We start from the raw sequence: 19,365 nt of genomic DNA on the forward strand, positions 1-19,365 counted from the left end.
GCTCGAGACAAGCTCGAACCACCCCGAAAATCCCGGATATTATAAAGAGAAGCCGATGCGATGACTACCGACCGAAGGTCGCAAGACGGGGGGCTGACGCTCCTCGCGCATGGCAGCCCAAGCAGTAGAAAGAACGTTGGTCGGCGAGAGAGGCGAGACTTGGCGGGAATTGCCGCCCCGGTCAAGCGCCGGGGCGGCAGGCAGGCTCACGCCTGGGCGCGGGGCAACTTGAGGAAGCTCACATTGGATACCTGCTGCAGGATACGAATGACCTGGCAGCTGTACCCGAACTCGTTGTCGTACCAGACGTAGAGCACCACATGCTTGCCGTTGGCGATGGTCGCCTGGGCATCGACGATACCGGCGTGACGATTGCCGACGAAGTCGGTGGACACCACCTCGGGCGAATCGACGAAGTCGATCTGCTTCTGGTAGTCGGAGCCGATGGACATGCGGCGCAGGTAGTCGTTGAGCGAGGCGACATCGGTATCCCGATCCAGCGTCAGGTTGAGAATCGCCATGGAAACATTGGGCGTGGGCACCCGAATGGCATTGCCGGTGAGCTTGCCCGACAGCTCGGGCAACGCCTTGGCCACAGCCTTGGCGGCACCAGTTTCGGTCAACACCATGTTGAGCGGTGCGCTACGGCCACGCCGGTCGCCCTTGTGGTAGTTGTCGATCAGGTTCTGGTCATTGGTATAGGAGTGCACCGTCTCGACATGGCCATGGGCGATGCCGAACTCGTCGTTGAGCACCTTGAGCACCGGCACGATGGCATTGGTGGTGCAGGACGCCGCCGAGATGATGCGGTCATCGCTGGTGATGTCCTGATGGTTGATGCCATAGACGATATTCTTGACATCCCCCTTGCCCGGTGCCGTGAGCAGCGCCTTGGAAACGCCCTTGCATTCCAGATGCTGGCCCAGGCCCGCCTCGTCACGCCAGATGCCGGTGTTGTCGACCACCACGGCATTGTCGATGCCATAGGCCGTGTAATCGATCTCGGCAGGCGAATCGGCGTAGATCACCTTGATGACGTTACCGTTGGCGATCAGAGTTCGGGACTCGACATCGACGCTGATGGTGCCATCGAAGGGGCCATGCACGCTATCACGGCGCAGCAGGCTCGCTCGCTTCTCGAGATCCTTGGCGATATCGCCCCGTCCGCGCACCACGATCGCCCGGAGGCGCAGCAGGTTGCCGCCGCCCGCCTTCTCGATCAATACACGGGCCAGGATACGCCCGATACGGCCGAAGCCATACAGCACCACGTCCTTGGGCTCGCCAGTGCCCGCATCCGGGTCGTGGGCATCGACGATCTCGGCCAGCTCCTCGCGCAGGAACGCCTCGGCATCACCGCCGCCCCGCTTCTTGAAGGCCACGCCCAGCTTGCCGACATCGACGTGGGCCGGCCCCAGGTTGAGCGACTGCATGGCCTGGATCAGCGGGAAAGTCTCCCGAACGGAGAGTTCGGTCCCCTCGATCTTGCGGACGAAACGGTGGTCCTTGAGGATCCGGATGACACTGCGATTGAACAGTGAACGTCCGAACATGGTGGTCACGACGTTGTTGCAACGATAGAGGCTGCCGATCAACGGGATCATCTGCTCGGCGATTGCCTGGTCGTCGTGCCATTCCTGGAAGACGGTATCGAGGGATTCCTGACTCACGAGAGGCCTCTCTGTGGGGGATTGAGATTCGGCGATATTATCCGAAGCCGACCCTCCAAGAGCAATCGCGGGATGGTCGCAACTGGTGTAGACGGATTACAACAACCGGCTTCTCACTACATGACACACGGGACTGGTATGATGCCCGCAGTTATCCCATTCGACACGACGCGACCGACGCCATGCCGACTTTTTCACCACTCGACCCCCGTCGTCCCAAGGGGCTGCGTGACACCCTCTACTGGCAGACACCGCCCGGCAGTGCCACAGCACTGGCCCTGGCGCACCTGGCCGTGGACGCCCCGCTGCTGGTGATCACGGCCGACACCGCCGCCGCCCAGCGTCTGGAGGGCGATCTGGCCTTCTACTCGCGCCTGCCGGTATTGCCCTTCCCCGACTGGGAAACGCTACCCTACGATAGTTTCTCGCCCCATCAGGACATCGTCTCGGCCCGCCTGCGCACCCTGCGCCGCCTGCAGGAAGGCGAACACGGCATTGTGCTGGTGCCGATCAACACCCTGATGCAACGCCTGCCGCCGGTCGACTACATCGCCGGTCGGGTCATGACGCTCGAGGTCGGCATGACGCTGGAGCGTGAAAGCTTCCGCGATCGCCTGTCGCGAGCCGGCTACCGCGCCGTCGAAACGGTCTATGAACCCGGCGAATATGCCCTTCGCGGCGCCCTCATCGACCTCTACCCCATGGGCAGCGAAGCGCCCCTGCGCATCGACTTGTTCGATGACGAGATCGACACCCTGCGCCGTTTCGATCCGGACACCCAGCGCAGTCAGGACAAGGTGGAGCGCCTCGAGCTGCTGCCAGCCCACGAATACTCCCTGTCGCGTAGCGCCATCGCCTGCTTCCGGGAGGGCTTCGAGACGCTGTTCGACGTCGACCCGCGCCAGTGCCCCTTGTACCTGGATGCCCTGAAAGGCATTCCCTCGCCTGGCCTGGAGCAATACCTGCCGCTGTTCTTCGACGAGACGGCAACGCTGTTCGACCATCTCGCCGACACCACGCAAGTCGCCCTGACACCGGGCGTATTCGAGGCGGCCGAACATCACTGGGCAGCCATCGAGAGCCGCTATGACAACCTGGGCGTCGACCCGACCCGCCCCCTGCTGCCTCCCCATCGCGCCTTCGTACCGGTTCCCGAGGTCTTCGCCGCCATCAAGCAATATCCTCGCGTCGAACTCACCGACGATGAGGATCACCCCCATGCCATCGCGCCGGCGGCGCGCAGCGTACCGGAAGTGACGGTCAACGCCCGAGCCAAGGAGCCACTGGCCGCGCTCTCCCGCTTCCTCAAGGATCACCCCACCCGGGTGCTGTTCGTTGCCGAATCCCGAGGGCGTCGTGAAGCCCTCGAAGAGACCCTGGCGCCCCTGCGACTCGAGCTGCCTCATGTCGACGACTTCCCGACCTTTCTCGAAAGCGGGCAGCGCCTGGCCATCACCGAGGGGGCCATCGACGCCGGCTTGTGGCTCGACGCCCCGGACCTGGCGGTCATCAGCGAGACCGAACTGTTCGGCGAGGTCGTCCGCCAGAGTCGCCGTCGGGAGAAGGCCACCGACGATAGCGAACTGGCCATACGCCATCTCTCCGAGCTTCGCCCCGGGGCGCCGGTGGTGCATCAGGCGCACGGTGTGGGGCGCTACCTGGGGCTCGAGACCTTGGAGACGGGTGGCCAGGCCGCCGAATTCGTTGCCCTCGAGTACGCCGACGGTGCCAAGCTCTACGTGCCGGTGGACAGCCTTCACCTGATCTCCCGCTATGCTGGCGCCGATGACGAACTGGCTCCGCTACACCGCCTGGGCTCCGAACAATGGGACAAGGCTAGAAAGAAAGCCGCCGAGAAAATTCGCGACACCGCCGCCGAGCTGCTCGACATCTATGCGCGTCGCGAAGCCCGGGAAGGCTTCGCCTGCCAGATGCCGGACGCCGAATACGCGCGCTTTGCCGCCAGCTTTCCATTCGAGGAAACGCCCGACCAGCAGGCCGCCATCGAGGCCGTGGTCGGTGACATGACGGCTCCCCGGCCGATGGATCGCGTTGTGTGCGGCGATGTCGGCTTCGGCAAGACCGAGGTGGCAATGCGCGCCGCCTTCCTGGCCGTGCATTCCGAACGCCAGGTCGTGGTACTGGTGCCCACCACCCTGCTCGCTCGCCAGCACTACGAGAACTTCCGCGATCGCTTCGCCGATACCGCCGTCAACATCGAGCTCGTCTCGCGCTTCACTGGCGGCCAGGGACAGAGCGCCGCCAAGCAACGCATCGAAGATGGTCGCGCCGACATCGTCATCGGCACCCACAAGCTGCTCTCCAAGTCGATGCGCTTCGCCAACATGGGCCTTTTGATCATCGACGAGGAGCACCGCTTCGGTGTCGCCCAGAAGGAGCGACTCAAGCAGCTGAGGGCCGAGGTGGACATCCTGACGCTGACCGCCACGCCCATCCCCCGCACCCTCAACATGGCCATGAGCGGCATCCGCGACCTCTCCATCATCGCCACCCCGCCGGCGCGTCGCCTGTCAGTGAAGACCTTCGTCCAGCAGCGTGACGAATCGGTGATCAAGGAAGCGGTGTTGCGCGAGATACTGCGTGGCGGACAGGTTTACTTCCTGCACAACGAGGTCAAGACCATCGAGACTGCCGCCGAGACTGTGCGCGAGCTGATTCCCGAGGCCCGGGTCGGCGTGGCCCACGGCCAGCTCCCCGAACGCTCGCTGGAACGGGTGATGTCCGATTTCTACCACAAGCGCTTCAACGTGCTGGTCTGCTCCACCATCATCGAGACCGGTATCGACGTGCCCAGTGCCAACACCATCATCATCGAGCGGGCCGACAAGTTCGGGCTGGCCCAGCTTCACCAGCTGCGTGGACGTGTCGGGCGCAGCCACCACCAGGCCTACGCCTACCTGCTGGCCCCGCCACCGCGCGCGATGACCCGCGATGCCACCAAACGCCTGGAGGCGATTGCCCAGGCCGAGGACCTGGGCGCCGGTTTCACGCTGGCCAGCCACGACATGGAGATCCGCGGCGCCGGCGAGCTGCTCGGCGACGAACAGAGCGGACAAATGGAGGCCCTGGGCTATAGTCTCTACATGCAGATGCTGGATCGTGCGGTGAAAGCGATACGTGACGGCAAGACACCCAATATCGAAGCTCCCCTCGACGAGGGAGTCGAGATCAGCCTCAACCTGCCGGCACTGATTCCCGATGATTATCTCCACGACGTTCAGCAACGCCTGGTCATGTACAAGCGCATCAGCAATGCCCAAACCGAGGCCGAGCTGAAGGAGCTCCAGGTCGAGATGATCGATCGCTTCGGCCTGTTGCCGGCACCGGTCAAGACCCTGCTGCGCCAGACCCGGTTGCGCCAGCGCGCCGAGCGCCTGGGCATCGTCAAGCTCGAGGCCGGCGCCGAGCGTGGCCGCGTGATCTTTTCCCGGCACACTCGGGTCGACCCATTGATTCTGGTCGAGCTGATCCAGCACGATCCACAGACCTACCGGCTCGAAGGCGCCGATACCCTGCGCTTCTCGGCAGACCTGGGAGACGAGACATCACGCTTCGACTTCGTGGAGCGACTTCTGGATTCACTCAATCGCAAGGCCGAAGCCGCATGAGGCTCAACGGTCACTCGACGCCGGCCGGCGAACCTCTGGCCGGCGAATCACTCCAATACACAGGCCTTCGGCACAAGGATGTGGCCATGGCCCCGAACGAACGGCAATCAGAGACGATGACAGCGATGACTTCCTCCGCCCTTCTCGGGCATACCACCCGCCTCGCCCTGGCCCTGAGCCTGACCGGCGTGCTCGCCGCTCCGCTCCAGGCCGCCGACGGCGATCTGCCTCCGGGGCATTATCGACTTCCCGAAGATGGCGACCTGATCGGCGAAGTCACCACCGTCGTGGCCGATGAGGAAGACACCCTGATCGACATCGGCCACGAACACGGCATCGGCTACGAGGCCATGGTACGCGCCAATCCCGACGTCAGCGTCTGGTATCCCGGCGAGGGCACCGAGGTCACCATCCCCGGTCGCTTCATCCTGCCGGATGCGCCACGCAAGGGGGTCGTGGTCAACGTCGCCGAGATGCGCCTGTACTACTATCCTCCCCACGCCGAGGGCGAGCCCGCCACGGTCGAGACATACCCCATTGCCGTGGGCCGCATGGACTGGAAGACACCGCTGGGCACCACCACGATCACCGAGAAGATCAAGGATCCCGCCTGGTATCCGCCCCAGTCGATCATCAAGGAACACGCAGCCAACGGTCGATCGCTGCCCAGCGTGGTGCCGCCCGGCCCCGACAATCCCCTGGGCCGTTACAAGATGCGCCTGGGTATCCCGGGCTATCTGATCCACGGCACCAACAAGCCGGAAGGGGTGGGCATGCGCGTCACTCATGGCTGCATCCGCATGCTGCCCGAGGACATCGACGCCCTCTTCCCCCGCTTGCCCCGAGGCACTCAGGTGAACCTGGTCAACGACAGCTTCAAGCTCGGCTGGGCCGACGATACCCTCTATGTCCAGGCCTACCCCTATCTGGACGAGGAACAGGGCACCACCATCCAGCGAGTTACCGAGGCGCTCGCCCAGGTGGAAGCCAGCATCGACGCCGATGACTACCCCGTAGATTACGGCCGGCTGCGTGAAGTCGTCGAAGTTCCCACGGGCATCCCGGTGGCGCTGAAGGCCTCGGAAACGCCGGAAGCTCCCGAGCCCACGCCAGCACCCAAGACCCTCTACGATCGCCTGGAGCTGGTCTTCGCCGAGCCCGGCTTCATGAACCAGCTTTCCTTCGGCAGCTGATACCGCCCCCCACCGGCACGCGCCGGTGGCGCCATCAACGACAAGGGCCCCGCCGAATGGCGGGGCCCTTGTCTATCGTGTCAATACGCCGCCCATGGGCGGCGAGGCACGATCACTTGCGCATGGAACGCTCGAACATGCGGTTCATCTCTTCACGGTTCTGCTGAGACATCTGCAGAGCCTGCTGAGCGTCGCGCTGCGCCTGGTTGGCGGTGTTCTGAGCTTCGGTCGCGATGCTGCGAGCTTCAGCGGCATCGGCCTGAGCGGATTCGGCAGTGGTACGCACTTCTTCCAGAGCGCCGGAAGAGGCACAGCCGGCCAGAACGGCCAGAGAAGCAGCAGCGGCGGTCAGCTTCAGAGTTGTCTTGAGAGTCATGATGTTCTCCTTGGATCTTCCTTGGAACTGCATTGGCGACGCCTGCCGAAGCAGGCTTCCCGCAGGGCGGGACTTCGAGGAAGTGCTGACGTCAGCACTTCTGTTAGCAACATTACGCTGCGCGCCGTAGAAGTCAAACGCTGTTCGTGAACGCCCAGCGCCCGCTTCCAGACGAGAACGTCCCTAGCGCATGTAAAGCCTAGCGGATGACGACCCTCGTGCCAATGTCGATCATCGACGACAGGGTATCAACCTGCCCATCGGTGACCGCGACACAGCCATCCGTCCAGTCGAAACGGCGATGGATATCCGCGTCCGCCACCCCGACGCCATGGATACCGATATACCCGCCCAGCACCGTATCCTGGGGCGGCCGACCATGCCGGCGGTAATAGGCGAAGTAGTCGTCGTATTCTCGCTGGCTGTAGATACCGGTCTGCAGCGCCATGCGTGCATGAGTGGGCGTCGGATAGTCCAGGCCGATGAAGGTGTGGAACTTGCTGTCGAAATTGAATCGAGTGACACGAAACTCGCCCAGGGGGGTCACACGGCCGCCACGCAGGCGCTGGGTCTCGGCCCCACCTCGCCCCAGCGAGATCGGTGAGAACCGTTCCAGCAGCGTGTTGCCACGATACAGGCTCAGGCTCGATGCCTGCTTGTCGATCAAGACCCAGACTTCATTGCTGTAACGGGGCTGGTCAGCCTGCAGCAGAATCTCGTCCATCAGTCCGCTACGCGCCTGAATGGCCCTCATCAGGTCGGCATGAGCCAGAACGGGTGTCAGCAGGGCCAGGCACAGGCTCGCGAGCAGCAACGCGAAGCGGCGTCGGGAAAGCAATGTCATGGTAGGCGGAACTCGTCGACGATGGGCGATGAAACCGACGACGTTTATACCTCACCTGGCAGCGAGTGTCAGTTCCACGCTTCTTTCTCATCGCTCAATCTCACCGCCTTCTCCCCCCGGGCGCATCACCCGGACACACCGTCCGGAGCAACCCACGATGTCGCGACATGGCGACATCACGGGCTTGCCCACCATGTGGCCCGGCTACCATTCCTCACTGGTCTGCCGCAGATCGCCGATCTCGCGTTTGGCCTCGCCCAGGCACTCGAGCAGTTCAGCGCCCAGATCGTCGACGCCCCCAACAGCTATCAGCCCCTGGGCCGCGCCGCTCGAGCGACGCGCCACGCCGTCGCTGGAGTGCAACGCCTCGAGTCGTGCCAGCAACCGGGCCAGCCAACTGTCGGGGCGCTCGGCGAGACTGCGCAGCCGCTCGAGCTCGGCCAGCCGCACGTCATCGGACAACAGCAGGTGTCGCCAGTCCTCGCCCGACTGCACAGCATGTTCGGTCAGCTCGGTGAGCTCCCGCACCAGAGACGCCAGCGCCAGTTCGAGCAACGCCAGGGCGCCCTCCTCGGCAGCCATGCGTCGGGCCTCGCCGTGCTCGTCATCTCCCGGGGCCACGGCCAGCAAAAGCTCGGCCTGATAGAGCAACTGATTGGTGCGCGCACGAGGTGTCACTTGCGCTTGTCCTCCACCTGCCAGCGACCATCGGCGAAGGTGGCCTTCCAGCCGGTCGCCTTGCCGTTATCGTCGGTCATCACGAACTGCTCCTTGGCCTTGCGCGAGAAACGGATCTGGGCTGGACGTCCGTCAGGGTCCACACTCGGCGCATCGAGCAGGTAGCGGTACTTCTCGGGCAGCTCATCGGCATGGGCCTTGAGCTCCGCGACCAGGGGGGGCCGCGTCTCGCGATTCTTGGGAAACTTGCTGGCCGCCAGGAAGAGGCCGCTGGCGCCATCGCGCAGCACGTAGTGGTCATCGACCTTCTGGCAGGCCAGTTCGGGCATGGGAATGGGGTCCATCTTGGGAGGTGCCACTTCCCCGTTGCGGAGCAGCTTGCGCGTGTTCTTGCAGGTCTCGTTGGTACAGCCGAAGTACTTGCCGAAGCGCCCGGACTTGAGCTGCATCTCGCTGCCGCACTTGTCGCACTCGATGGTCGGCCCGTCATAGCCCTTGATGCGGAATCGTCCCCGCTCGATCTCATGGCCATCGCAATCGGGACTGTTGCCGCAGATATGCAGCTTGCGCTGTTCATCGATCAGGTAACTGTCCATGGCGGTGCCGCACTTCGGACAGCGATGCTTGGCACGCAGTGCGTCGGTCTCGGCCTCTTCACCGGCGTCGGCGGCCACGGCCTCGTCACCCGGCAGCAGGTCCATGGTGGTCTTGCAGCGCTCCTTGGGCGGCAGGTTGTAGCCGCTGCAGCCGAGGAAGACCCCCGTCGAGGCGGTGCGAATCTGCATCTCGCGCCCACAGGTAGGACACTCGATATCGGTGGGCACCGGCTGGTTGGGCCGCATGCCCTCCTCGCTCTCGGCCTCGCTGAGCTCCGCCCGGAACTCGGCATAGAAGGCATCGAGCAACTCACGCCAGCGACGCTGGCCCTCGGCGACCTCGTCGAGACTGTCCTCCATGCGCGCGGTGAAGGAATAATCCATCAGGTCGGGGAAGGATTCCTTGAGTCGCTCGGTGACGATATCGCCCAGCTTTTCGGCATAGAAGCGCCGATTCTCGAGCCGCACATAACCTCGATCCTGGATGGTCGAGATGATGGAGGCATAGGTGGATGGCCGACCGATGCCCTTCTTCTCGAGCTCCTTGACCAGGCTGGCCTCGGTGTAGCGTGCCGGCGGCTTGGTGAAGTGCTGCTGCGGGTCCAGTGCCTCGAGCGTCAGCGCGGTCCCCTCGGCGATGTCGGGCAGCGACTGGTCCTCGTCCTTGCGGCCCATTGGCTTCATGACCCGGGTGTAGCCGTCGAACTTCAGCACCCGCCCCTTGGCCTTGAGCTCGTAGCCTGAGGCTTCCACCGTCAGGGTGGTGGACAGATATTCGGCCGGCGTCATCTGGCAGGCCACGAACTGACGCCAGATCAGCTCATAGAGACGCTCGGCATCACGTTCCATGCCGGCAAGGTCGCCAGCCTGACGCTGCACATCGGAAGGCCGGATCGCCTCGTGGGCCTCCTGGGCACCTTCCTTGCTGGAATAGCGATTGGGCGAGTCGGGGAGATAGCGTTCGCCGTACGACTCGCCGATGTAATCGCGCGCACTGGCCACCGCCTCCTGCGAGAGGTTGGTGGAATCGGTACGCATGTAGGTGATGTAGCCGGCTTCGTAGAGGCGCTGGGCCAGCGTCATGGTCTTCTTCACCGAGAATCCCAGGCGACCGCTGGCGGCCTGCTGCAGGGTCGAGGTGATGAAGGGCGCGCTCGGCCTGGAGCGTGTCGGCTTGTCCTCGCGGGCGGTGACGGCCAGGTTCGCCTCGCGCAGCGCGGCGATCCGCTCCAGGGTCTCGGCCTCGCTGGTCGGCCGGAAGGGCTTGCCATCCTGGCGGACCAGTTCGAAGCGTACCGTCTCCCCCTCACCATTGCTCGGCGTCAGGTCAGCATGCACGTCCCAGAATTCCTCCGGCACGAAAGCCCGGATCTCTCGCTCGCGTTCGACGATCAAGCGCATGGCCACCGACTGCACACGGCCGGCGGAGAGGCCACGGGCGATCTTGGCCCACAGCAGCGGCGAGAGCATGAAGCCGACCACGCGATCGAGGAACCGCCGCGCCTGCTGGGCTTCCACCCGCGGCATGTTCAACTGCCCAGGGTCCTCGAAGGCTTCCTGAATGGCGTTCTTGGTGATCTCGTTGAACACCACCCGGCGATAGCGCGACTCATCGCCTCCGATCGTCTCGCGCAGATGCCAGGCAATGGCTTCCCCCTCGCGATCCAGATCGGTGGCCAGATAGACGTGATCGGCCTTGTCGGCGAGCTTCTTCAGCTCCGCCACTACCTTTTCCTTGCCGGGCAACACCACATAATCGGCTTTCCAACCATGGTCGGGGTCGATCCCCATGCGACGAATGAGCTGGTCGTGCGCCTTCCGCTTGCGGTACTCGGCCTTCTCCTCGGCAGACATCTTGCGCGTCGCCGCCGCCTGACGGGCGCGTTCCTTTGGATCCGAGGTCGCCTTGCCCGAGCCGCTGGTCGGCAGGTCACGGATGTGTCCCACGCTCGACTTCACGATGTAGTCGTTGCCGAGATACTTGTTGATCGTCTTGGCCTTGGCCGGCGACTCGACGATGACCAGTGACTTGCCCATAGTGCTCCACAATGCTATTGGCGCCAGCCAGAACTGGCGCCGAACGGTTTCGGCCCGCCTCGAGAGACACTGAATGAACCGCCGGGCGTCGTGAAGCGCAAGACGCACGGAGCACAGAAAGCAGGACTTAACAGATCGTTAGGTGAGCTTTCGAGCCCCACGCCACACAGCGACTCACACGCGCAGGCATTCGAGCAGTGTTTCCCTTCGTCTTCAGCGGTGAAAAATGCGCTTACCCTACCCCAGCGCTCGTCTTCACGCCAGTCGCGACCTATGAACCTAGAACCTAGCCCGAGGCCGAAGGGAATCACAAGCGAAGTCGGGTAGCGTTGTCAACGAAACACACCCGTCGGCAAGCCGGCGGGGGTGTCAGGCTAGATGCCGATGCGTTCAGCCTTCGCGTCCAGCGGGCGTCTCCGGTCGCCGTGCTCGCGCGCGTCCGCCGCTACGCTTTGGCTTGGCCGACTCGAAAAGCTCACGCACCCGTTCGAAGCGCGCCGCGGCACGCTCGGAAAGCTCTCCACTGGCAGCCAGCACATGCTCGATGTGTTCCAGGTGGGCCTCGATCTGCTTGGTGCTCTTGCCCGACAACAATGTCGGAATCGCGTTCAGCGCGGCGTCACGATCCTGCTTGAGAATGAAGAACTGCTCCCGCACCAGATGCTTGAACTCGGCGAGTTGGATACCAGGCTCGAGTTCGGCCCGCGACGCACGCAGCCGCTTGAAGTTGCGTTCGTCACTGGCCGGCGCACCACCGAGCACATAGATCACCGAACGCATCACCGCTTCGTGATCCCCTCCTTCAGCGATCCTGTCGCGAGTGGCACGACGTCGCTGCTCGATGAAACGCCGATGCTCGGGCTCGGCACCGGGCCGACGACGCAGCGCTTGGGCATCGCCATTCAGGCCCACCAACGCCTGCAGCACGGGTTGTCCATAGAATGCCAAAAAGCTCTGCTCGATGAGGCCGTCGCGATACAGTCGCCAGGTCTCCAATCCCTGGGAGATACCGCTGGACATGATGCCTTCCAGACCTCGGAAGACATTGTCGTCGCCGACCGGATGGCGCTCGCGCCGCACTCGGTCGGCCAGCACCGGGACCGCTCCCATCATGGGATTGCGATCCGACAACAGATGATAGCCCAACCGATTCGGATGCATTCTCCGCATCCAGCGTGCTGTCTCCGGCGTCGCCAGCGCCTTCACCCAGGGCTGCCAGAAGAGTCGATACAGCCCCAGGTTGATATCGGAGAGCCTTGCCACCGTGGCGAAACGACGGTCGTCGTCCGGACGATGCTGCACCTCACGGTCGAGATCCTCGACCTCGCGACGCTGAAACTCGAGCAGATAGTCCCGCTCGATCAGCTCGGCGTCCGAGTGCGCCTCGGCCGGCGTCACCGTGGTTTCGTAAAGCCCCGGCGGCAAGACATCGATATAGTCCATGTTGGCGGTGAACTCGGTGTGCTCGCGCCGCGACACGCTGCCCGAGACGAAGATACCGAGGTGGCCGGTGCTGTCGTGCACGCAGTAGACGATGGTCTGCTCGTTGGCGACGAGGTCTTCGGTGTCTTCATACAGATCACGCACCCATCCCAGCGCCTGGGGCGGAGGCGTGATGTCATCCCCGCGGGAACAGAACACCACCACCGGCGAGCGCAGGTTGCGCAGGTCGATGCGCCGCCCGTCCGAGGTCACCAGTTGCGCGGTGGACAGCCGGTTGCCGATGAAGAGATTGTCGACGATGTACTGAATCTCGTCGGCCCCCAGCACTACATGCCCACCCCACCAGCGTTCGAAGTCCAGATAGCGACCGGCTTCGGTGTCGACGTTGGCATAGAGGCGATACTGCTTGTCCCACCAGGTGTTGGCCGGATTGAGACGCTCGAAATTCTGTACCAGCCAGGCACCATCGAAGAGGCCGGCGCCCAGGTCACCGAGCAACGCGGTCATCCAGCTTCCCCCGACCAGCCCGCCGGTATAGCGCATCGGAGCGCGCCCTCGCTCGCCGGCCCAGTACGACAAGGGCGCGCCGGCAATCAGGATCGGGCCGAACACCTCGGGCTCCAGAGCCGCGGCCATCATGATCTGCCAGCCCGCCTGGCAGTTGCCCACCACCATGGGTTTCTCGGAGGTGTCGGGATGGCAGTCGATGACATGACGCAGAAAGGCGATTTCTGCCTCGACCACGTCCTCGACTTTCTGGCCCGGCACGGGGAACGGCAGAAAGCCGATGAAATAGCATGGATGTCCGGCCCGCAACGCGACCCCGACCTCACTGTCGGGCTTGAAGCCACCAATGCCCGGACCATGCCCGGCGCGCGGATCGACCACGACGAAAGGCCGGCTGGTTGGATCGACCTCGACGCCGTCCGGCGGCTGGATCCGCAACAGCTCATAGTTCACCGGGCTTGGCAGATCGCGGCCATCGAGCAGCACCTCAGCCTCGAAGCCGAGCACATTGGGCTTGGTCTTTTCGATATGCTCGAGATACTGGTTGCCACGCTGGCGCATGACATCCAGGTAGAGCGTGGCCCGTTCCAGAGCATCGCCCCAGTAATCGCAGGCAGCGCGGTTGAAACCGAACGGATCCAGCAGAAACATCGCCGTGGATGGTGAGGGAGGCATCATGGCATACATCGCGGGACTCCTGGCATGGGCGGAACCGGCGGACAACCCGATTGCTGCAATGCAATATAGCGAATCCCCTGCCACAAGGGAAATGCCGACACGCACTCCTTGCGTCAGATGGCCAGCCAGCGCCGGGCTTCCGACTCTCCCCACCATTCGACAAAGACTCGCCGGGCACGCGTCTCGACATCTCCCGAACGACGTCCCCAGACCACCAACCTGGCCTCGCCGCCCTCTTCGCAGCGATCCAGGCGCACGCCGGGACCGCCAGTGAGCACGCCCCCCGAGGGCGGCACGAGCCGCCACAGGCGAGCCTGCCCGTTGACGGCCAATCTCGACTGCCGTTCCCGCAGTCTCTCCCCGGACAGCACGCGCAACTGTTCGACCAGCGGGTCCACCCCCATCAAGACCTCGTCCAGCGCCTCGTCGCCGGTCGGGCCGGGGCGCATGTCCAGGAAGCCAAGACGATTGCCCTCGATGCGAAAGCGTGCCTCGACGAGCCCGACCACACCGAGCCTGGCGATGCCACGCGCCGCCAGTTCCCCCAGATAGCGATAACGCTCCTTCGTCAACTCACCCAGCGGCGCCATTGAGATGTGGTCACGATGCCGGCGGGGAGACAGATAGAGAACCCGCCCAAAGCGGTCGGCCAGCAGGGAAATCGCGATGACCTCACCGCCTGGCTCCGAAGCCGCCAGGGGAAGCCCCGCCTCGCGCATCTTCTGGCGCATGACCCGCCCTTCCGCCATGGCATCCAGCAACCTGGGCTCGCCCCCCAGAAAACGCAGCCCGAGATGTCGGCAACGTTCGGCAAGCGCCGCCTGCCGGGCCGCATCGCACTCTCCGGGATGCAAGGCGTCGCACCCCGCGGCTCGCGCCTCCTCGATGAGCGAGCTCTCGGTACCACGCGCGGCCACAGGCTGCATGCCCCGCTCGGCGCAGGCCTGTCGCACTCGCAGAGCGGCAACGCCGCGGCCTGCCACAAGAGGGCAAGAAAACGGTGAGAGACGCATGGGCGTGGACGCTCCTGGATAGCCGTACAACGAGCCGCGATGCTAGCATGATGGGCCGACAGACTGGACGCCTCCGCGTCCCGGCTCGATGGACGACACCATGACCACCCCCAAGCTGCTCAACCGCCTCACCTTCCGCCAGCTCCAGGTGTTTCGTGCCGTCTACGAACGACAATCCTACTCCCGGGCAGCAGAGACCCTCGGCCTGACGCAGCCGGCGGTCAGCGCTCAGATTCGCCAGCTCGAACAGGCCCTCGGCCAACCTCTGTTCAAGTACGCCGGCCGTACACTGCACATGCTGCCCGCCGCTGACGCTCTGGCCAACTCGGCGCAAAGTATCTTCGAGCAGGTATCACGGCTGCAGATGAGCCTCTCCGATTTGGCCGGCACCATCCACGGAGAGCTCAACCTGGCCGCCGTCTCGACGGCACAATACGTGGTGCCCCACCTGCTTGCCCGTTTCCGCGCCCACTATCCCAACGTCCAGATTCGCCTGCAGGTCTGCAATCGCGCCCAGGCCCTGGCACGCCTGACCGAGCAACGCGACGACCTGGTCATCATGGCGCGAGTGCCCGAAGACGACGACCTGGTGTTCATGCCGATTCTCGACAACGAGATGATCCCCGTGGTCTGGCCCGGCCATCCACTGCTGAAGACCCGACACCCCAGCCTCGAGGATCTCGCGCGCCACTACGTTCTGATGCGCGAATCCGGCTCCGGGGTTCGCGGAGCGCTGGAAGAGCATGCCGCCGCCGAAGACGTCGACCTGCCCCACATCATCGAGATGGGGACCAACGAAGCGGTCAAGCAGGGCGTCATGGCGCAGCTCGGCGTTGCCGTCCTGCCGCGCCTGGCCGTGCGCCTGGAACTCGAGGCCGGGCTGCTCGAGCACTTGCCCTTGCCAGGCTTTCCGCTGCGCCACTCCTGGTGTACCGTCTATCACCGCGAGCGCTTTCCTACACCGGTCACCGAGCTCTTCCTGCGCTTCGTGCGCGACCATCTCGACGAACTGCACGCGCATTTCACTGCCGCCCCCTCGCCATTGCCCAGTCACGGCGTCGCCTGTCTACCGGATACCGCTCGTTCCTGACCCTCCTGTCCAGGCCAGTGGCGAATATGGTAAGTTAGCGCCCAACATGTATACACGCCATGCCCGACGCCGGCCGTCCCGCTTCGTTGACGCGGACACCCCACGACCGCATGGGCGTGACGCACAGCCGCCGAATGGAGAGGCTTGCAGATCATGAGCAACAGGACCGTCAATAAGGTGTCCAGCGGAGAAAAGTACCGTAACGAGCACGGTGCGACCGCGATCAAGGACGGCATGAAGCAACGCAGTCAGCAAGAGGACAATGCCAGCCTCGGCCGCAAGCCGAAGTGGCTGCGTGCGCAGATACCCGGTGGCGAAAGATTCGACGCCGTGAAACGCAACGTCGATGAACACCGGCTCAGCACCGTTTGTGCCGAATCGCACTGCCCCAACATGGGTGAGTGCTGGAGCAACGGGACCGCCACCATCATGCTGATGGGCTCGGTATGCACCCGCGCCTGCCGCTTCTGCGCCGTGGATACCGGCAATCCCAAGGGCTGGCTGGATGCCGAGGAGCCCGAGAACACCGCCAAGTCGGTCGAGCTGATGGGGCTGCGCTATGTCGTGCTGACCTCGGTGGACCGGGATGACCTTCCCGATGGCGGCGCCACCCATTACGCCGACTGCATCCGCGCCATCAAGGCCCGCACCCCCGAGGTCGCGGTCGAGGCGCTGACGCCCGACTTCGACGCCGTACCCGACGCCATCGAGCGCGTCGTCGATTCCGGTCTCGAGGTCTTCGCCCAGAACGTCGAGACCGTGGAACGCCTGACCCACCGGGTCCGCGACCCCCGGGCCGGCTATCGCAAGACGCTGGATGTACTGGCTCATGCCAAGCGCCACCGCCCCGGCGTGATCACCAAGACCAGCCTGATGCTCGGCCTCGGCGAGACCGACGAGGAAATCCTCCAGACCTTCGATGACCTGCGTGCCATCGGCGTCGACATCGTCACCCTTGGGCAATACCTTCGCCCCACCCGCAACCACCTGCCGGTGGAACGCTGGGTGACACCCGAGGAATTCGAGCGTTACCGTCAACTCGGACTCGAGAAAGGCTTCATGGAAGTCCCCTCCGGACCGCTGGTGCGTTCCAGCTACCGCGCCGATCGGGTCTTCGAGAATAACAATCTGGGGCTCGAGCTGGCCTCGCCAGGCAAGGTGCCCGGCCAGTCGAAGCAGGAAGCGGACCCAAATCTGATCCCGACCCTCAACGTCGGCTGATCGCCCCTCTCGCACGACGAAGACGCCGGCCCGAAGAGCCGGCGTCTTGCATGACAACCACCGAAAAACGCCTCTTGCCGAAGCACGGCATTCGCCGACTCAGTCGACGAATGACAGCTCGCGACCGAGCTCCCGAGCCAGACAATAGGCAAGGCGTGTCCCGGCCGTCGCTACATCGGGGGCATCCGCGACCACATCCGCCACGCGCGTCATCGCCATGCCGGCATAGCCACAGGGATTGATACGCTCGAAGGGCGAGAGATCACCATCGATGTTGAGGGCCACGCCATGGAAGCTGGCACCGCGCCGAATGCGCAGCCCCAATGACGCGATCTTGGCCTCGCCCACGTAGACACCAGGCGCATCGGGCCTGGCATGTGCCTCCACATGCCACTCGGCGAGCAAGGCGATGACCGCCCGCTCCAGGCAACTGACCAGGTCACGCACACCCAGCCCAGCACGCCGCACATCCAGCAGCGGATAGGCAACGATCTGGCCGGGGCCATGATAAGTCACTTGCCCGCCTCGGTCGGTCTCCACCACCGGGATGTCGCCGGGCATCAGCACATGTTCCGGCTTGCCGGCCCGCCCCTGGGTGAAGACCGGATCATGCTCGACCAGCCAGAGCTGATCCGGCGTCGAGGCATCCCGCTGATCGGTGATATCCCGCATCGCCCGCCAGACGGGTTCATAGGGGCGGCGCCCCAGGCGGTGTACCTGAATGGCCTCCACGCTCAAACCACCATGTGCACGAGGCCACTGCCCTTGAGCTCGGTAAACAAGGCCTGGAGCTGTTCTTCGCTGGTGGCCCGCATCGTCAGCCTCACCGACTGGAAACGACCATTGCGGCTATCCACGACCTGGATGTCTTTCGGGTCGAATGTCGGATCATGCCGCGTGATCGTCTGGCAGACCATGGCGACGAATTCCTCGTCGGCATCGCCCACCACCTTGAGCGGGTAGTCGCAGGGGAAGGTGATTTTCGGTGGCTCGCCTCTGGGGCTGGCAGCACTCGGTTGGCGCAAATCGCGCAGGGGCTTGTCGTTCATCCCGCACCTTGATGAAAGTATCTGCGCTCATTCTACGCAACCCGTGCCCCGCCACCAAGAGCGAGACACGGGTTGGTCAGGAATGGGGAAGCTCCGGCATCTCACCTGACTCAGTCGAAGAAGCCGCCCATCAGGTTGGCAAAGAAGCGATGAATCTTGTCGATGAGGCGCTTGAAGAAACCGCCCTCCTCGACATCTTCCAGCGCCAGCAAGTCACGCTTGCCGACGACTTCGTCGCCCAGGCGCACTTCCATGGTGCCGATGGTCTCTCCGGCCTCGATCGGCGCCGTCAGATCCTGGCGAATGTCGAGCTTGGCAGTGAGTTCTTCGTTACGGTCCCGGGGAACCGTCATGAAGACGTCCTTGTCGACGCCGATCTTCAGCTCGTCCTTGTCGCCGCCCCAGACGCGTGAAGTATTGAGCACCGCGCCCTTGTCATAGAGCTTGAGGGTCTCGAAATAACGGAACCCATAGCTCAGCAGCTTCTGGGACTCCTGGACCCGCGCCTCTGCCGAGTCGGTCCCCATGACCACCGAGATCAGGCGCATGTCTTCGCGCTTGGCCGACGATACCAGGCAGTAGCCTGCCGCCTCGGTCCAGCCGGTCTTCAGGCCGTCCACGCTGCTGTCGCGCCACAGCAGGCTATTGCGGTTGGGCTGATCGATACCGCCATAGGTAAAGTGCTTCTGGCGATACATGCTGTAGTGCTTGGGATAATCGTTGATGATGTGACGCGACAGCAGTGCCAGATCCCGGGCGGAGGAATAGTGATTGTCGTGCGGCAGGCCGGTGGGGTTGACGAAATGGGTGTTCTCCATGCCCAGCCGTGCCGCATGCTGGTTCATGATATCGGCGAAAGGCTCGGTGCCGCCCGCCAGATACTCGGCCATGGCCACACTGGCGTCATTGCCCGAGACAATGACAATGCCATGCAGCAACTCGCTGACCGGCACCCGTTCACCGACCTCGATGAACATCTTCGAGCCGCCGGTACGCCAGGCCTTCTCGCTGACCGGCACCAGGTCATCGGGAGAAATATTGCCCTTGTTGAGTTCGCGCTCTACCAGATAGGCGGTCATCAGCTTGGTCAGGCTCGCCGGCGGCAATCGCTCGTCAGGGTTGTGCTGGGCGATCACCCGGCCGCTGCCGGCATCCATCAGGATCCAAGAGGTCGCGGCCAGGCGCGGCGGCGCGGGAATCATGGTCTGCGGCTGAGGCTGTACCTGTGGCTGGGGAGACGGCGATGCCTCCTGCGCCTGCGTCGGCGCGGCGACCAGGGAGCAGCATGCCAACAGGGCCGGCATCAGCCGGCGGAAGGAAAACAAGCACGACACTTTCATG

At 64.0% G+C, this 19,365-nt stretch carries 14 protein-coding genes; 4 read left to right on the forward strand and 10 right to left on the reverse strand.

Annotated elements, in window-relative coordinates; all coding sequences use genetic code 11:
* Nucleotides 1–206 precede the first annotated feature (206 nt).
* Nucleotides 207–1,670 (reverse strand): glyceraldehyde-3-phosphate dehydrogenase, encoded by a 1,464-nt coding sequence (locus A9O65_RS05205; protein ID WP_064700419.1) that lies wholly within the window; start codon nt 1,668–1,670, stop codon nt 207–209.
* A gap of 182 nt (nt 1,671–1,852) precedes the next feature.
* On the opposite strand from A9O65_RS05205, the gene mfd reads away from it, so the two are divergent.
* Both mfd and A9O65_RS05215 read left to right on the forward strand, forming a co-directional pair.
* Nucleotides 1,853–5,299: a transcription-repair coupling factor gene (gene mfd, locus A9O65_RS05210; RefSeq protein ID WP_064701540.1), complete on the forward strand. Its 3,447-nt coding sequence runs from the start codon at nt 1,853–1,855 to the stop codon at nt 5,297–5,299.
* A gap of 125 nt (nt 5,300–5,424) precedes the next feature.
* Nucleotides 5,425–6,492 (forward strand): L,D-transpeptidase family protein, encoded by a 1,068-nt coding sequence (locus tag A9O65_RS05215; protein ID WP_258027401.1) that lies wholly within the window; start codon nt 5,425–5,427, stop codon nt 6,490–6,492.
* Between the two features lie 112 nt (nt 6,493–6,604).
* On the opposite strand, the gene A9O65_RS05220 is transcribed toward A9O65_RS05215, so the two are convergent.
* From A9O65_RS05220 to A9O65_RS05245, 6 genes are all read right to left on the reverse strand, one after another.
* Nucleotides 6,605–6,868, reverse strand: a complete 264-nt coding sequence (locus A9O65_RS05220; protein WP_064700421.1) for an Lpp/OprI family alanine-zipper lipoprotein — start codon at nt 6,866–6,868, stop codon at nt 6,605–6,607.
* A 199-nt stretch (nt 6,869–7,067) separates the two neighbouring features.
* Nucleotides 7,068–7,712: a L,D-transpeptidase family protein gene (locus A9O65_RS05225; protein ID WP_064700422.1), complete on the reverse strand. Its 645-nt coding sequence runs from the start codon at nt 7,710–7,712 to the stop codon at nt 7,068–7,070.
* 204 nt (nt 7,713–7,916) lie between these two features.
* Entirely contained in the window at nt 7,917–8,390 is a 474-nt protein-coding gene (locus A9O65_RS05230; RefSeq protein ID WP_064700423.1) for a DUF6586 family protein, read from the reverse strand.
* Nucleotides 8,387–11,023 (reverse strand): type I DNA topoisomerase, encoded by a 2,637-nt coding sequence (topA, locus tag A9O65_RS05235; protein ID WP_064701541.1) that lies wholly within the window; start codon nt 11,021–11,023, stop codon nt 8,387–8,389. The genes A9O65_RS05230 and topA overlap by 4 nt, the downstream gene beginning before the upstream one ends.
* Before the next feature lie 390 nt (nt 11,024–11,413).
* The gene (locus A9O65_RS05240; protein WP_064701542.1) at nt 11,414–13,660 is read right to left on the reverse strand and encodes a DUF3141 domain-containing protein; all 2,247 of its coding nucleotides are present in this window, start codon (nt 13,658–13,660) and stop codon (nt 11,414–11,416) included.
* A 104-nt stretch (nt 13,661–13,764) separates the two neighbouring features.
* A complete protein-coding gene (locus tag A9O65_RS05245) occupies nt 13,765–14,577 on the reverse strand; it encodes an ATP-binding protein (RefSeq protein ID WP_064701543.1) in 813 nt (270 codons plus the stop codon).
* A 187-nt stretch (nt 14,578–14,764) separates the two neighbouring features.
* Between A9O65_RS05245 and A9O65_RS05250 the strand changes: the two genes are divergently transcribed.
* The gene (locus tag A9O65_RS05250) at nt 14,765–15,754 is read left to right on the forward strand and encodes a LysR family transcriptional regulator (RefSeq protein ID WP_064700513.1); all 990 of its coding nucleotides are present in this window, start codon (nt 14,765–14,767) and stop codon (nt 15,752–15,754) included.
* Between the two features lie 153 nt (nt 15,755–15,907).
* Nucleotides 15,908–16,975: a lipoyl synthase gene (lipA, locus tag A9O65_RS05255; RefSeq protein ID WP_064700514.1), complete on the forward strand. Its 1,068-nt coding sequence runs from the start codon at nt 15,908–15,910 to the stop codon at nt 16,973–16,975.
* 99 nt (nt 16,976–17,074) lie between these two features.
* On the opposite strand, the gene lipB is transcribed toward lipA, so the two are convergent.
* The 3 genes from lipB to A9O65_RS05270 all read right to left on the reverse strand — a co-directional run bounded on the left by lipB (nt 17,075) and on the right by A9O65_RS05270 (nt 19,364).
* Entirely contained in the window at nt 17,075–17,707 is a 633-nt protein-coding gene (gene lipB / locus A9O65_RS05260) for a lipoyl(octanoyl) transferase LipB (protein ID WP_137055307.1), read from the reverse strand.
* A gap of 2 nt (nt 17,708–17,709) precedes the next feature.
* Complete coding sequence (locus A9O65_RS05265; protein WP_064700428.1) at nt 17,710–18,024, reverse strand: HP0495 family protein; 315 nt, start codon at nt 18,022–18,024, stop codon at nt 17,710–17,712.
* Nucleotides 18,025–18,134: 110 nt separating this feature from the next.
* Entirely contained in the window at nt 18,135–19,364 is a 1,230-nt protein-coding gene (locus A9O65_RS05270) for a D-alanyl-D-alanine carboxypeptidase family protein (RefSeq protein WP_425292855.1), read from the reverse strand.
* Between the last annotated feature and the right edge of the window lies 1 nt (nt 19,365).

The organism is Halomonas caseinilytica, assembly GCF_001662305.1.
GTDB lineage: Bacteria > Pseudomonadota > Gammaproteobacteria > Pseudomonadales > Halomonadaceae > Halomonas > Halomonas caseinilytica.

Coding starts and splice junctions, on each gene's coding strand:
- mfd (WP_064701540.1), top strand. CDS start 1,853: ATGCCGACTTTTTCACCACTCGACCCCCGTCGTCCCAAGGGGCTGCGT.
- A9O65_RS05215 (WP_258027401.1), top strand. CDS start 5,425: ATGACTTCCTCCGCCCTTCTCGGGCATACCACCCGCCTCGCCCTGGCC.
- A9O65_RS05220 (WP_064700421.1), bottom strand. CDS start 6,868: ATGACTCTCAAGACAACTCTGAAGCTGACCGCCGCTGCTGCTTCTCTG.
- A9O65_RS05225 (WP_064700422.1), bottom strand. CDS start 7,712: ATGACATTGCTTTCCCGACGCCGCTTCGCGTTGCTGCTCGCGAGCCTG.
- topA (WP_064701541.1), bottom strand. CDS start 11,023: ATGGGCAAGTCACTGGTCATCGTCGAGTCGCCGGCCAAGGCCAAGACG.
- A9O65_RS05240 (WP_064701542.1), bottom strand. CDS start 13,660: ATGTATGCCATGATGCCTCCCTCACCATCCACGGCGATGTTTCTGCTG.
- A9O65_RS05245 (WP_064701543.1), bottom strand. CDS start 14,577: ATGCAGCCTGTGGCCGCGCGTGGTACCGAGAGCTCGCTCATCGAGGAG.
- A9O65_RS05250 (WP_064700513.1), top strand. CDS start 14,765: ATGACCACCCCCAAGCTGCTCAACCGCCTCACCTTCCGCCAGCTCCAG.
- lipA (WP_064700514.1), top strand. CDS start 15,908: ATGAGCAACAGGACCGTCAATAAGGTGTCCAGCGGAGAAAAGTACCGT.
- A9O65_RS05265 (WP_064700428.1), bottom strand. CDS start 18,024: ATGAACGACAAGCCCCTGCGCGATTTGCGCCAACCGAGTGCTGCCAGC.
- A9O65_RS05270 (WP_425292855.1), bottom strand. CDS start 19,364: ATGAAAGTGTCGTGCTTGTTTTCCTTCCGCCGGCTGATGCCGGCCCTG.